13 protein-coding genes are annotated in these 13,982 nt (G+C 38.0%); 12 read left to right on the top strand and 1 reads right to left on the bottom strand.

The annotated features are described in order from the left end of the window. The first annotated feature begins 18 nt into the window (after nucleotides 1-18). The 3 genes from P4V41_RS11640 to P4V41_RS11630 all read left to right on the top strand — a co-directional run bounded on the left by P4V41_RS11640 (nucleotide 19) and on the right by P4V41_RS11630 (nucleotide 2,769). The gene (locus tag P4V41_RS11640) at nucleotides 19-441 is read left to right on the top strand and encodes a DUF6526 family protein (protein WP_328085047.1); all 423 of its coding nucleotides are present in this window, start codon (nucleotides 19-21) and stop codon (nucleotides 439-441) included. A 791-nt stretch (nucleotides 442-1,232) separates the two neighbouring features. Continuing rightward, the gene (locus tag P4V41_RS11635; protein ID WP_328085046.1) at nucleotides 1,233-1,772 is read left to right on the top strand and encodes a sigma-70 family RNA polymerase sigma factor; all 540 of its coding nucleotides are present in this window, start codon (nucleotides 1,233-1,235) and stop codon (nucleotides 1,770-1,772) included. Beyond that, on the top strand, nucleotides 1,753-2,769 hold the full coding sequence (locus P4V41_RS11630) for a DUF4179 domain-containing protein (protein WP_328085045.1): 1,017 nt from the start codon (nucleotides 1,753-1,755) through the stop codon (nucleotides 2,767-2,769). Before P4V41_RS11635 ends, P4V41_RS11630 begins: the two co-directional genes overlap by 20 nt. 37 nt (nucleotides 2,770-2,806) lie before the next feature. On the opposite strand, the gene P4V41_RS11625 is transcribed toward P4V41_RS11630, so the two are convergent. Further along, on the bottom strand, nucleotides 2,807-3,769 hold the full coding sequence (locus P4V41_RS11625) for a LacI family DNA-binding transcriptional regulator (RefSeq protein ID WP_328085044.1): 963 nt from the start codon (nucleotides 3,767-3,769) through the stop codon (nucleotides 2,807-2,809). A 90-nt stretch (nucleotides 3,770-3,859) separates the two neighbouring features. On the opposite strand from P4V41_RS11625, the gene P4V41_RS11620 reads away from it, so the two are divergent. The 9 genes from P4V41_RS11620 to P4V41_RS11580 all read left to right on the top strand — a co-directional run bounded on the left by P4V41_RS11620 (nucleotide 3,860) and on the right by P4V41_RS11580 (nucleotide 13,740). Next, on the top strand, nucleotides 3,860-4,021 hold the full coding sequence (locus P4V41_RS11620; RefSeq protein WP_328085043.1) for a hypothetical protein: 162 nt from the start codon (nucleotides 3,860-3,862) through the stop codon (nucleotides 4,019-4,021). A 142-nt stretch (nucleotides 4,022-4,163) separates the two neighbouring features. Beyond that, nucleotides 4,164-4,925, top strand: a complete 762-nt coding sequence (locus P4V41_RS11615) for a threonine/serine exporter family protein (RefSeq protein ID WP_328085042.1) — start codon at nucleotides 4,164-4,166, stop codon at nucleotides 4,923-4,925. A 15-nt stretch (nucleotides 4,926-4,940) separates the two neighbouring features. After that, nucleotides 4,941-5,396, top strand: a complete 456-nt coding sequence (locus P4V41_RS11610; RefSeq protein WP_328085041.1) for a threonine/serine exporter family protein — start codon at nucleotides 4,941-4,943, stop codon at nucleotides 5,394-5,396. A 366-nt stretch (nucleotides 5,397-5,762) separates the two neighbouring features. Continuing rightward, on the top strand, nucleotides 5,763-7,184 hold the full coding sequence (locus P4V41_RS11605; protein ID WP_328085115.1) for an alanine/glycine:cation symporter family protein: 1,422 nt from the start codon (nucleotides 5,763-5,765) through the stop codon (nucleotides 7,182-7,184). A 298-nt stretch (nucleotides 7,185-7,482) separates the two neighbouring features. Next, complete coding sequence (locus tag P4V41_RS11600; RefSeq protein ID WP_328085040.1) at nucleotides 7,483-8,481, top strand: cation diffusion facilitator family transporter; 999 nt, start codon at nucleotides 7,483-7,485, stop codon at nucleotides 8,479-8,481. Nucleotides 8,482-8,616: 135 nt separating this feature from the next. Continuing rightward, on the top strand, nucleotides 8,617-10,374 hold the full coding sequence (locus tag P4V41_RS11595) for an ABC transporter ATP-binding protein (protein WP_328085039.1): 1,758 nt from the start codon (nucleotides 8,617-8,619) through the stop codon (nucleotides 10,372-10,374). Further along, a complete protein-coding gene (locus P4V41_RS11590; protein ID WP_328085038.1) occupies nucleotides 10,340-12,139 on the top strand; it encodes an ABC transporter ATP-binding protein in 1,800 nt (599 codons plus the stop codon). The genes P4V41_RS11595 and P4V41_RS11590 overlap by 35 nt, the downstream gene beginning before the upstream one ends. A 118-nt stretch (nucleotides 12,140-12,257) precedes the next feature. After that, on the top strand, nucleotides 12,258-13,526 hold the full coding sequence (locus tag P4V41_RS11585) for an ATP-binding protein (RefSeq protein ID WP_328085037.1): 1,269 nt from the start codon (nucleotides 12,258-12,260) through the stop codon (nucleotides 13,524-13,526). Nucleotides 13,527-13,569: 43 nt separating this feature from the next. Continuing rightward, nucleotides 13,570-13,740 (top strand): hypothetical protein, encoded by a 171-nt coding sequence (locus P4V41_RS11580; RefSeq protein ID WP_186320649.1) that lies wholly within the window; start codon nucleotides 13,570-13,572, stop codon nucleotides 13,738-13,740. Nucleotides 13,741-13,982 lie beyond the last annotated feature (242 nt).

Genomic DNA, 13,982 nt, shown 5'->3' with positions numbered 1-13,982 from the left:
CAGAAAGAGGAGAACGAAATGAATACACAAAATTATAACAATCATGCACGCATGCATCCCATCTATCATTATGTACTTTCATTGCTTGTGCTTGGAGGTTTTATTGCAAGCATTGTTTATCTGTTTAAAGCAGAAGATAAGTTACTAGGCGTGATATTAATCGTGATGTCTCTTAGTCTGTTGGTGACGTTTGCTTTACTTCGCTTGTATCCATTAAAGGCTCAAGATCGTGCGATACGTGCAGAAGAAAACTTGCGCTATTACGTATTAACAGGAAAGTTGTTAGATAGAAGGCTTACGGCTGGGCAAATCGTGGCACTTCGATTCGCGCCAGATGAGGAACTTCCACTTCTTGCGGAGAAAGCAGCAGCTGAGAACATGAAACCAAAGGAAATTAAACAAGTAATTACAAACTGGAAAGCCGATCATTATAGAATCTAGTAGAAAAACCTGCAGAAGTTGGATAACTTCTGCAGGTTTTTCTATTTGATAAGCGTATAGATTACAGTGGAATTTTGATTATGAAAGGATGTTAATAGTTGGCGAATAAAAGAAAACTAGTCAAAGAGGAAGATCCAATCATTTTTAGAGTGACGGGATACTTACCACCTATAGTACTAATAATCGGTTGGATCTTTTTTTTACTTTATAAAAGTGAATCTATACATTATGTAACTGTACAATCTCTCAGTTGGGAATCTGTGATAACTTCTACGTTTTATATCTTCCAAATAACTGGTATAGCATTATCGCTATTTTTTATTGTCATGCTAGTAATGAAGAGCAGGAGAATGCTTTACATGAGCCCGCTTCCTTTCTCTTTGTTAATTTTTATTTTATTAACTTTGCCAAGTCTCTTACACTCAGCTGTTATTTATCGGTTTATTATGTCTGGAACTAGTGTGTTCATAATGATGGTATTCATGATATGCCCTGTTATACTTATCTTTCTTTACGTGAAACGGTCAGACGGCATTTGGTTACTGTTTGGAGCAATCATTGGGGTGATCATTATATTTCTACCTTTTTTATTAAGCGGTACGTTAGATAACAATATGCCTGGATATAGACCTTATAAGAATCTTCTAGCCTCTAATTGTTTATTTTACTTTAGTTTTTTGATTTCGTTCTTTGTTCTATATAAGTATTTCAATTATAAAAATAATATTCTTCGCATGTAGTGAAACTTTTTCCTTTACACATCTCTCTAATAGGTGAAAGGGGACAAGAACTTGATAAATCAAAATACAGTAAAAAAAGCGATTAAAGGAAATGAAGAAGCTTTCGAGCAGCTCATCATACATGAGAGTGACAAGCTTTACAGAACAGCTTTTCTGTATGTACGTAATAAAGATGATGCTTTAGACGTTCTGCAAGAGGCAGTTTGTAAAGCTTTTGTCGGAATAAACAAATTAAAGGAACCAAAATATTTTAGTACATGGTTAATGAAGATATTGATTCGAACTTCATATGAAGTGCTACAAAAGAAAAAGAGGACGGTTCTAACAGGAGGAGCCTTTATTCAAAAGATTACTGAAAATACAAGTATTCAACCTGAACACGATTTAGATTTAACATATGCGATATCCCAAATGGATCATCACTATCAAACTGTTATCATTTTGTTCTATTTTCATGATTTATCAATAAAGACCATTTCACAGAAAATGCAAAAGCCGGAGGGAACGATAAAGACATATTTACATCGGGCCAAGATAGAGTTGCGAAGCTTGCTAGGGGGAGTGGAAACATATGGACATAAAATGGGTTGATAAAAAGGAGCAAAATGATCCGTCACGAAAAGAGATTTTAAGTGCTATCCAAATAGGCATGCAAGAAGGAAAAAGAATAAAACGAAAAGAAACATTAAAAGCTAGAATAAAGGTTTCTATGTGGATGTCAGGCATTGCAGCTTCTGTTGTTCTTGTTTCAGGTTTTGTCTTTTCACCAATAAATACCGTATTAGCTGATGTTCCTCTAATCGGAAAATTATATGAAGAACTAGATATCAAAATTGGCAAAGAACTAGCAGCTAGTAACCTCGTAACAGAAATCAATCAAAAAGCGTCGAGTAATGGTGTCGATGTAACTATAACTAGTGCTTATTACGATGGTAATGTGATAGGTGTTACGATAAAAGCGGAAGGTAAAGATCTTTCAGTTGAAGCGATGGATAAAGAGCATAGTCCTGAATCAGGATATACGATTGGAGGAGCAGATAAAGATCAACTTGTTGGATTGAGGGGACCCCTTCAGAAGTTGAAAGAAGGTAGTTATGTGGCAGCGCTAGAGTTTGAATTGAAAGAAAAAGAGCTACCAAAGAATTATACGCTTCCATTACATTTTACGCTGATAGCAAATAAAAAGGGAGATTGGAACTTTTCGGTCCCTGTGAAACAGCTGCCTGTTGAAACTATGAAATTAAATGAAAACAGTACTACAAAAGATGGATTACACAAGGTTAACTTAAACAAATTATCAATTGCTAAAGCTACATCAACTTTATATTACACTTTTGATTCTATGAAAGGCGACTTGAATCAAGATGTAAATGTAAAAGTATTTGATGAACACGGGAAAAGAGTACCTTTAAGAAGTAACGGTGTAGTGAATAGAATTGAACATTCAGAAGGCGTTACGCAATATAGAGAATTACAGTTAGAAAAAATAGACGATGATGTGAATTACTTGATAGTGTATCCAGAAGTTGTTTCAATGGATCAAGAAAATAGAATCGAACTTTCACCGTTAAAAATACAATTACAATAGAAAGAGTAAAAGCATGGAGAATAATTTCCCCATGCTTTTAAACCGTCTGCCTCTCAATCAATCGTACTTGAACTTCTTCATGTGACACTCCCTGCCCGTTCAATGCTTGCTGAAACAGTTTTTTACCGACTTCTACAAAAGGTATTTCAAGTGTTGTAATATGCATAACTTTTGAGATGGGTTGATTATCAAAGCTCATGATTGCGAGGTCATCGGGTACAAACAGGCCGTTTTCCCTGCAACCTGTTAAGATCCCTGCAGCTACCTGATCACTCGTCACAAGTAAAGCAGTTGGACGATTTTTCATGTCCAACAAATTCTCTACCACTTTGACACCGTCTTCAACATTGAAACGGCTTGTAAAAATGTAACTAGGTTCATAACGTAAAGCAAATCGTTCTAGAAAATCTTTATAAGCAGTTTCTCGTTGCTTGCTGTTGGTCCCAGTCTGTCTTCCGATGGTATAGCCGATTTGTTGATGTCCTTTTTTGTACAGGTAATCTAGAGCCATGGTAAAAGTTTTATGGTGGTCAATAAATGTAGAGGAAATCTTATCGTTTCTTGCATCTTCACAAAGGATAATAGGTCCGTACTCTCTGTAGCTTTCAATGACGTCCCACTCACAGACCCTCGAGCAGATGATCAGTGCATCAATCTGCTTATCTTCAAGCATCTTTAAGGCTTCCATTTCTTTCGCTTTTTCATAGCTTGTTTGTATTAAAGCAAGCTTATAATTTTGGTCTAATGCCGCATTCGCGATTCCTTCAATCAATAAACCGAAGTAAGGATGATTAGAGAATGGAACAACAACACCGATCAAATGCGTTTTTCCTTTGCTTAGATGAACGGCGTTAATATTTCGGTGATAGTTATATTTTTTCATAGCAGCTTTAACAGCAGATACTTTTTCCTCACTTACATAAGGATGATTGTTCATTACACGGGATACGGTTGTAACAGAAACACCTGCCATCTTAGCAATATCTCGAATATTGGTCATGCCTTCACCTTTTCTTTAAAAAAGTTTTTCTTGCTCTGAAACGCGTTTCATACCATACCCTTTGCTTATACACAAAAGGAGGTCTGCCGTATGGTGATTTTAAGTGGCATTGTTAGTCTTATGTTCATGTGCGTCTCTATTCTATACCTGTCTTCGTTTACCGTTTCACTTCAGGAAAAAAGCGGGCTGCCAAGTCAAAAAAGGAATAAAAAGGATCAGTTCAGTTATTTATTTGATGTGTATAGTGACTAACCTATTAAATTTATTGTAGTAACATCTGTAAACTTGTTCAACTCCATTGCCGAAATCAGTCACAATCAGTTAAACTGTAAAAATATTAACGCTCTACTTTTGGGTAGAATAAAGGTAAGTAATTAATTGGAGAGTATGCTTAATGGAAATGGAGAAACAAGAAACCTACGATATAATGGCAGTTTGTCTATTAGCAGGCAAAATTATGCTACAAAGCGGAGCCGAAACGTACCGTGTGGAGGATACGATGATGCGCATCGCTTCTTCTTTTGGTGCTTATCAGTCGCACCCTTACGTAACTCCAACAGGAATTCTTTTTTCTGTAGAAGGTGACGAGCCAACTAAAACGAAGCTGATTCGAATCGTAGAACGAACAACAGATTTAGAAAAAGTTGCACAAGTGAATGGCATATCGCGTAGAATCAGCGCTGGTGAATTAACGATCGAAGAAGCTTATAAAGAGCTAAAAAAGATTAGTGCATCAGGTTCTCCTTATTCTTTGTGGATTCACGTATTAGCAGCAGCTGTCTCTTCAGGCTGTTTCTTAATCATGTTTCAAGGAGAATGGAGAGACTTTATCCCAGCTTTTATTACAGGAGGGCTAGGGTTCTTGTCACTGTTGTATTTTCACCAGCTAGTTCCGATAAAATTTTTCTCAGAGTTTTCTGCTTCACTTTTAATTGGATTACAAGCTCTTTTCTTTGTTTCGACAGGAATCGGCGGTGAACTGGATAAAATTATTATTGGTTCCGTTATGCCTTTAGTACCGGGGTTACTGATTACGAATGCTGTTCGTGATTTAATGGCAGGGCACCTTATTTCTGGCCTGGCTAAAGGAGCAGATGCTTTTTTAACAGCTTTTGCAATAGGTGCAGGAATCGCTGTTATCTTTTCATTTTTTTAAGGAGGAGCGTTCACGATGACAATTGTTGAACAGATTATTACGAGTTTTATAGCGTCGGCAGCCTTTGTTATCATTTTTAACGGTCCAAAACGCTCGCTTTTTCACTGTGGCCTAGTAGGGATGATCGGGTGGATCTTCTATTTTCTATTAGAAACAAATGGTGTAGATATGGTGTTAGCAACGGTGATTGCATCGTTTACGATCGCTGTCGCTTCACAATACTTTGCAAAAAAGTATAAGACACCCGTTATTATATATAGTGTAGCTGGCATCATTCCGTTAGTACCAGGTGGTATTGCATACAATGCAATGAGAAGCTTCGTGGAGAATGATTATAATCTTGCCATTAATCTAGCTGCAAAAGCCTTTATGATCTCAGGGAGTATAGCTATTGGTCTTGTTTTCTCTGAAGTGATCAACCAGATTATCCGAAAATCAAAGCTGAAGACGATTGTAAACAAGACACATTAACCCAACATAATAGGCAATTATAAACCATCTGGAGATCAGGTGGTTTTTTTATTGCACAAATTGTAATGCTTACATTCTACTATTAACTTTCAATTTATGGGATTCAACTAGGAACTTGTACACGACAAAAGATACAAATGTCCATACTGGAAAGAATTTTATCTTGTTTTCTTACCATGACTAACTTCATAATAAGGAAACACCGAAAACAGATATTGTCTTTTCAAGTCACAATTTGTAATCATATACGATTTATCTTATAATTAAAAATAGAGAAAATTTTCAGTCAAATACAAGGGGGTAAAGTTTTTGAACAGCTTTGAAACGTTTGTAGGAGATGCAGTGGCGATTCTGTGGAGTCAGCCGATGATTTATTTTTGTTTAGGCGTAGGGCTATTATTTTCAATTTTAACGAGATTTTTGCAAGTTCGTCACTTTAAAGAAATGATCAAACTCATGTTAGAAGGAAAAAGTTCTAAAGCCGGTGTCTCATCTTTCCAAGCATTAGCGATTGCATTATCTGGCCGGGTAGGAACTGGTAATATTGCAGGAACAGCAACTGCAATCGGCTTCGGTGGCCCTGGTGCGGTTTTCTGGATGTGGATGATCGCGTTTATTGGTGCTTCTAGTGCTTTTGTAGAATCTGCACTTGCTCAAGTTTATAAAGTAAAACAGGACGGGGAATACCGTGGTGGCCCCGCGTATTATATTGAAAAGGGCATCGGGTGGAAATGGTACGGAATTATTTTCGCTGTATCCGCGCTAGCTGCTATGGCGCTACTGATGCCAGGGATTCAGTCTAACTCAATTGCTGCTGGACTTGATAATGCTTTTAACATCAATCCTTCCATAACGGGTATCTTCTTAGTTGTCATTTTAGCCGCTATCATTTTTGGTGGTGTTAAAAGGATTGCCAATGTAGCACAGTATGTGGTTCCATTTATGGCAATTGGTTATGTGCTTGTTTCGTTAATCATCGTTGCTTTTCATATCCCTCAAATTCCTGAGGTGCTTTCTTTAATTTTCAGAAGTGCGTTCTCATTTGATTCTGCATTTGGAGGAATTGTAGGTTCAGCGATCATGTGGGGCGTTAAGCGCGGAATCTATTCGAACGAAGCGGGTCAAGGTACTGGGGCCCATCCGGCAGCTGCGGCAGAAGTATCGCATCCTGCTAAGCAAGGACTTGTACAAGCCTTCTCTGTATACATCGATACTTGGCTTGTATGTACGGCTACAGCGTTCATGATTCTCTTTACGGGTATGTACAATGTCCAAAACGAAGCAGACAAGTCATTTATTGTTGAGAACCTTCCTAACGTCGAAGCAGGTACAGCTTTTACTCAAGAAGCGATTGAATCTGTTCTTCCTGGATTCGGTTCTGGTTTTGTCGCTGTATCATTATTCTTCTTTGCATTCACAACGATTATGGCGTACTACTATATTGCAGAAACGAATATTGCATACCTCATGAGAGGCCGGAATAACAAAATTCCTATGTTCCTGCTTAAAATTGTATTGTTAGGTACGACGTATTACGGAGCAGTGAAAACAGCAGACTTAGCTTGGGCGCTTGGAGATCTGGGTCTAGGCATCATGGTTTGGCTGAACTTGATTGCTATACTGATCTTAGCTAAACCGGCACTCCGCGTTTTAAAAGATTACGAGGAGCAAAAGAAAGCTGGGCTTGATCCTGTTTTTGATTCAACCAAACTTGGAATAAAGAACGCTGAGTATTGGGAAGGTGGTTATAAAGAGTCACAGGGTAATAATGAGGAGAAAGTATCATAATGAACGATTATGAACAGGCTGTTTGTAGCAGCCTGTTTTTATTGTGGTTTAAATAAGAAGCATTTCAGGAATTCTTATTAAAAAGATGTTTTGTTAAAAAGATGTTTTGGTATCATTTGGTTCTTTTGGAAGTAGTTGAATTCCTTTACAAGATACTCGCTTTTCAAGGGGAGGTATTGAAGCTCCAATTAGCTATTGTAGTGGGCACGCAATACCTTTGAATCGTAGTCAATAAGGATAAATGACATACCTAACTATTATTAATGATTAAAAACAAAACAAGAGTGGAGGCAGACCTTTGATTGAACTTCTTAAAAAGGGAAATAAGTCGTCCGGCATTGCTGCATTAGGAAACACAGTACTCGCTATTGCTAAAGGGATTGCTGCTGCCGTTAGTGGAAGTGGTGCTATGTTTGCGACAACTTTGCATTCAGCTGCAGATGCGTTAAACCAGGCGTTTGTATTTTTTGGAAGTGCTCTTTCTGAAAAAGAACCAACGAAAAGATTTCCGGCAGGGTTTGGCCGTGTTGTGAACTTATTCGTTTTGGTAGCCGTTATCGTTGTTTCTATCATGGCATATGAAACGATATTAAAAGGATGGAAGCTCATACAAGATCCTCATTCTTCAACGAATCTACTATTAAATATTGCCATCATGATACTAGCGATTTTAGTTGATGGCTTTATCCTTATTAAGGCGATGAAGGAGATCGTACATGAGACGAGAAGTGATGCGAAAGGATTTGGGATTGTAAAGGAATCTTTTAAGAATGTTAGCTTAGCTGCACCACCAACCCGATTAGTATTTTATGAAGACTTAATTGCAACTTCTGGTGCTTTGTTAGCTCTCATTTCGATCGTATTGGCAGACTTAACCGGCGCGTATATATTGGATGGTATCGGAACATTATTGATTGGTATACTGCTCGTCGTTGTAGCTTTTAAGTTAGGGATTGAAAACACACGAGGGCTTATTGGTGTTGCTGCTCCAAAAGTCGTTGAAGACCGAATTGCGAATACGATTCTTTCAGATCAGGATGTCGTGGATATAAAAGAACTAAGAATTCTTCAAGAAGGCAGAAGGTATCATGTAGAAAGCTATATTGAATTAAAAGAAGGGTTTTCTCTCGCTGATGCTGATGATATAAAGTATCGTGTGAGAGATAAACTGTTAGAAGACACCGACATTGGTGATGTTACGATGGGTATCTTAGAAACAGACCATGTAAAAACGTGGCCAAAGAAAGCAGAAATTGAAGTGAACGGAACAGAAGATGAGACAGAGAAGACCCGCTGATTTTAAATCGGCGGGTTTTCATTTACTAAAAAATAGGATAAGAAGTCGAAATAGTTAAATATTTTTACGAAAAAGGATAAAATAAAAATAGATGGTTAAGTTTGTTAAACATCGGTAACGTTCGGGGGACAAATTATGTGGAAAGTATTTTCTTATTTAAAAGCGTACCGTGTCGCGATAGGTGTTGCTCTTTTTTTGACGTTAACTGAACTTGGAGTTGAACTTTTGCAGCCGTTAATTATGGCGAAAATTATTGATGACGGTATCTTAAAAAGTGACTTAAGTGTTGTGAAGTATTGGGGAGCTGTCATGTTCGGGCTGGCTCTAGTCGCATTTGCAGCCGGAATTGCGAATTCGTTCTTTTCAGCACATGTTAGTCAGAACTATGGTTTTGATATTAGACGGCGTGTTTTTGAGAAGGTGCAGTCATTTTCTTTTGTGAATTTCAATAAGTTTCCTGCCTCGTCGTTAATAACAAGAATGACAAATGATGTGACACAGCTTCAGAATACAGTATTTATGAGTTTGCGGATCATGCTTAGAGCACCTCTATTACTAGCAGGCGGTGTGATCATGTCTTTAATCGTAAACTGGAAACTGGCTCTAGTGCTAGTCGTTTTATTACCGTTCTTGCTATTTTTCTTAAAATGGATTCTCCAGACTGTGGGCAGTATGTTTAGGGATGTTCAAGACAAGCTAGATGGCGTGAATCGTGTGATGCGTGAAAATCTGATGGGCATGCGTCTTATAAAAGCCTTTTTACGAAGAGATTTTGAGAAAAATCGCTTTGAACAAGCGAGCGGTGAGTTGAAGGAGAAGACAGTCTCATCTCTTCGTTTGATCGAAGTATCGATTCCTGTCTTATTGTTTGTCATGAATATTGGGATTTTGTTTATTCTTTGGTTCGGAAGCAGACAGGTGAGTATGGGATCTATTGAGGTAGGAGAAGTGGTAGCAATCGTAAACTACTCATTCCGTATTTCATCTGTTCTTACGATTATCTCATTTATTATTATGGCTTTCTCTCGTGCAAAAGCATCTGCACAGCGTATAGGAGAAGTTCTCCATACAGAGATTGACTTAGTTGAATCTCAGGATACAGATCAATCTTTAGTGATAAGTGACGGATCAGTCGAATTTAAGGATGTTTCTTTTCACTATCCAGAAAGTGATGTACCAGTTCTCAGGAATCTCTCTTTTTCTGTAAAATCTGGTGAGACGCTAGCGATTCTTGGTTCAACAGGTTCTGGTAAGACCTCACTCTTTCAACTCATACCTAGACTTTATGATGCATCAAAAGGTGAAGTGCTTGTTGATGGGATAAATGTAAATAACTATCCTATTGAAACACTCCGAAAAGCAATCGGTATGGTTCCTCAAGAAGCCGTTCTATTTACCGGGTCCATCTCAGAGAATATTGGCTGGGGAAAAGAGGAAGCCACTTCTGATGAAGTTGTATCAGCGGCAGTCGATGCACAAATTCATGAGACTATAGAAAAATTGCCGAGTCAGTATGATACCCGAGTAGGTCAGCGTGGTGTAAACCTCTCTGGCGGACAGAAGCAGCGTTTGTCAATCGCAAGAGCACTAATTCGTAAACCAAGGATACTCATGCTCGACGATAGTACGAGTGCATTGGATTTAAAAACGGAAGCAAAGCTGTTAAAAGCGCTAAGAACATATTCTTGCACAACGTTTATCATTACGCAAAAGATCAGCACTGCGATGGAAGCAGATCATATTCTGCTCTTAGATGATGGAGCTATTGAGGCTTGGGGAACACATACAGAACTGATAAATACCTCACCACTGTATGTGAAAATCGTTCAATCACAGTTTGGGGAGGAGGACTTTCAGCATGTCAAAGGATTCAAACAGACCTCATCCACATAATCATTTATTTGGAAAAAAAGTAAAACCTAAAAATTGGGCAAGTACGATCAAACGAATCGGAAGTTATTTTTCTGATCAAAAATTCCTTCTGAGTCTAGTGCTGCTCATGGTCATCATAAGCTCAGCTTTAAGCTTACTCGGTCCTTTTTTAATCGGTATGGCTATAGATTCGTACATTGTTAAAGAAAATATAGATGGACTAAACAAACTTTTATTTGGTCTTATCTTTGTATTTGTAGGGCAATCTCTTTCTACTTGGCTGCAAAACTATTGGATGATCGGAATCGCACAAGATACGGTGTTAAGAATGAGAAACGATCTGTTTAATCAATTTCACCGATTATCGATTTCCTTTTTTGATAAACGGCAACATGGTGAACTGATGAGCCGGGTGACGAATGATATAGAAAACGTCAGCTCCACTTTGAACAGTTCGTTTATTCAAGTGTTCTCAAGCATACTCACCCTTGTTGGAACAGTCGGTGTCATGATCTATTTAAGTCCTATACTAACGCTGATCTCTTTATCTATCGTTCCCCTCATGTTCTTTGGTCTAAAATGGATTACGAAAAGAACAGGTGCGCGGTTTAAAGAGCAACAAAGAAATCTAGGTGAGATCAATGGATACATTGAAGAGATCACTTCTGGTCAACGTATTGTAAAATCGTTCTCGCAGGAAAAAAGAGTGATGGAAGAATTCATGGAAAAGAATGAACGGTTGAGAAAGTCTGGATATTGGGCGCAGACCTTCTCCGGTTTCATACCGAAATTAATGAACGTTCTTAACAATGGAAGCTTTGCATTAATAGCAGGAATAGGCGGCGTGCTTGCTCTAGAAGGAAAAGTATCGATTGGTGTGATCGTTATATTCGTTGAGTATTCAAGACAATTTACGAGACCGCTCAATGATTTGGCCAACCAATTTAATACGTTATTGTCTGCCGTTGCCGGTGCGGAGAGAGTGTTTGAGATCCTGGATGAATCACAAGAGGAGATGGATGAAACAGGTGCTACTGAACTGCCTTCTGTAAAAGGAAGAGTAGAATTTAAAGATGTTTCCTTCTCTTATGGAAAGGATGAAAAAACCGTGAGTGGTTTAAGTTTTTCTGTAAAAGAAGGAGAGACGGTTGCCTTGGTGGGTCCTACCGGTGCAGGAAAAACAACTATCGTAAATCTGCTTTCTAGGTTTTATGAGAGTGATAGCGGTCAGATTTTAATCGATGGACTTGACATAAAAAAAGTGAAAAGAAGCTCCCTCCGTAGTCATATGGGATTTGTTCTTCAAGATTCTTTTTTGTTTGAGGGAACGATCCTTGAAAATATTCGATATGGGCGGTTGAATGCGACGGATGAAGAAGTGGTGAATGCTGCAAAATTAGCGAATGCTCATTCTTTCGTTCAAAAGCTGCCTAAAGGATATAAAACGATACTGAACCAAGAAGGCAGCGGCATTAGTCAGGGACAAAAGCAGCTTCTATCTATTGCAAGAGCAATTTTAGCGGATCCGTCTTTACTTATTTTAGATGAAGCGACTAGCTCCATTGATACGATTACCGAGATGAAGATACAAGAAGCGTTGCAGCGTCTTATGCAGGGTAGAACGAGCTTTGTGATCGCACATCGATTGAACACGATTCAACAGGCTGACCAAATTCTCGTTCTTCATGACGGTGGTATCCTTGAAAAAGGAACTCACAATGAGTTATTAACAAACAAGAAATTCTATTATTCTCTTTATCACAGCCAATTGAAGCAAGATGCTTAATAGATAATTAAGGTAGGGTTATGAGGCTTTAGTCATAATAAAAGGGCGATTCTTGAAGGAATTGCCCTTTTTTTGTCGTATTGATAGAACATAAGACACTCGGACTAAGGAGTATAGAATGATTGTTGAGAAGCTGCTTTTACATGTATTAATTGTTCTTGCGCCCGTGTTAAGCTATAGCTTTTTGTTCGAACATCGTAAAATAGGGAGGTCTCCATATTTTTTAGGGCTGTTATATGGTTCGGCCGCATCGCTTTGTATGTATTTTGCCTATTATGATTCCTCACTGTACTGGGATTTAAGGTATGTTCCAGTGGTACTGTCTATTTTTTATGGTGGTCCTATTTCTGGAATAATAACGATTGTTGCTCTTATGCTGACTAGAACTGCTATGGGTGGTGAAACTCTGTTCTTAGCGTATATCGTAGCAGTAATTTCTTGTGCAGTCCCTTTTCTCATCTATAAGTACTTCTGGAAATCCAACCCGAAAAAGAGGGTTCATCTTTCAATAATAATAGGGTCTTGGCCAGCGCTTGTTCAGCTGCTCATCCTGTTAATCTATCTGTATTTTAATCAGGATTTTTTAGTGTTCAATCAAAAATTAGTATTATACATAGGTGTGTTTGGCACCATTCAAATTTTAGCAGTTGTTTTTGCAGCCGTGTTAAATGAATCTGTTATTGAAAGAAACATGATGAAAGATGAGATCCGCCGTTCTGAGAAGCAGCATACGCTTGGAGAGCTTGCAGCATCTATCGCACATGAAGTTCGTAATCCGTTAACTGTTGTAAAAGGATTTCTTCAGTTAATGGAAGGTGAAGACGAAAGGCACAAGCATTATTACCCACTTATCCTTAGTGAATTAGGAAGAGCTGAAAATATTATCAGCGATTACTTGAATTTTGCAAAACCTGAATTTAAGAAGATAGAAACATTTCCTCTTCCTTTATTAGTCATGGAATTAAGTATTCTATTAAACCCATATGCGCTAAAAGAAGGAATTTCGCTCACACATACTATTGAATCAGATGCTGTCATTACTACGGACCGCAATCAGTTAAAGCAAGCACTTATAAATATTTTGAAAAATGCAGTAGAGGCAACACCAAAAGAAGGACGTGTGACGATAAAACTAATAGAAGAGGATGATAGCGTAAAGATTATTGTGAGGGATACGGGTAAAGGAATGACCAAAGAACAGCTTGCACGTGTGGGCTCTCTTTTCTTTTCCACGAAGGAGCAAGGTACTGGTTTAGGGACGATGGTATCTACGCGAATCATTGAATCAATGGGAGGAAGAGTGGATTATACGAGTAAGCTAGGTAAAGGTACGAAAGTTAGTGTAACGCTGCCTCTCACTAACGTTCTTAGTAGAGAAACGGTTTAAAACTTGCAAAGAAGGGGAAAATGCTGAGAAGAGGTGAAGCAGCATGGATAACTTTATGTCTGAACTCTTTAAGTTTTTTGGAGGCTTCTTGAATGTCAGCTTATTGTTAGTTGTCATTATTGTCATATTAATCGTGCGTCAAGCTAGAAAGAAAAAGCCAAAAAATGAAGAAGAAGACTATCTGAATCACAAAGAAAAACATTCAAAAGAATGATTTTAGAAAGCCTGTAGAATTTACAGGCTTTTTTAATAATTTGTCGCATTTTATGTTTTATGTTTAAAGTTTGTTTCATTTAAAATTTTGGGAAGGTTTTCTATTTCTTACGTCGAAGTTACATACACATCATATGTGAAGAAGCACACATCAATGAATCTTTTTTTGAGTGTGCTTTTTTATATCTTTTAAATTTGCCAATCCTAGAACACGCATCGTATAATTTTTGTATAATATTTTGT

The sequence above is a fragment of the Fictibacillus nanhaiensis genome (assembly GCF_036213205.1).
In the GTDB taxonomy this organism is placed as follows: domain Bacteria; phylum Bacillota; class Bacilli; order Bacillales; family Fictibacillaceae; genus Fictibacillus; species Fictibacillus nanhaiensis_E.
This window is presented reverse-complemented; position numbering and strand designations above follow the sequence as displayed.

Bases quoted from the DNA above. Each gene is read 5' to 3' on its own strand.
- P4V41_RS11620 (WP_328085043.1), top strand. From the start codon at position 3,860: ATGGTGATTTTAAGTGGCATTGTTAGTCTTATGTTCATGTGCGTCTCT.
- P4V41_RS11615 (WP_328085042.1), top strand. From the start codon at position 4,164: ATGGAAATGGAGAAACAAGAAACCTACGATATAATGGCAGTTTGTCTA.
- P4V41_RS11630 (WP_328085045.1), top strand. From the start codon at position 1,753: ATGGACATAAAATGGGTTGATAAAAAGGAGCAAAATGATCCGTCACGA.
- P4V41_RS11640 (WP_328085047.1), top strand. From the start codon at position 19: ATGAATACACAAAATTATAACAATCATGCACGCATGCATCCCATCTAT.
- P4V41_RS11625 (WP_328085044.1), bottom strand. From the start codon at position 3,769: ATGACCAATATTCGAGATATTGCTAAGATGGCAGGTGTTTCTGTTACA.
- P4V41_RS11605 (WP_328085115.1), top strand. From the start codon at position 5,763: ATGATTTATTTTTGTTTAGGCGTAGGGCTATTATTTTCAATTTTAACG.
- P4V41_RS11590 (WP_328085038.1), top strand. From the start codon at position 10,340: ATGTCAAAGGATTCAAACAGACCTCATCCACATAATCATTTATTTGGA.
- P4V41_RS11610 (WP_328085041.1), top strand. From the start codon at position 4,941: ATGACAATTGTTGAACAGATTATTACGAGTTTTATAGCGTCGGCAGCC.
- P4V41_RS11585 (WP_328085037.1), top strand. From the start codon at position 12,258: ATGATTGTTGAGAAGCTGCTTTTACATGTATTAATTGTTCTTGCGCCC.
- P4V41_RS11595 (WP_328085039.1), top strand. From the start codon at position 8,617: ATGTGGAAAGTATTTTCTTATTTAAAAGCGTACCGTGTCGCGATAGGT.
- P4V41_RS11580 (WP_186320649.1), top strand. From the start codon at position 13,570: ATGGATAACTTTATGTCTGAACTCTTTAAGTTTTTTGGAGGCTTCTTG.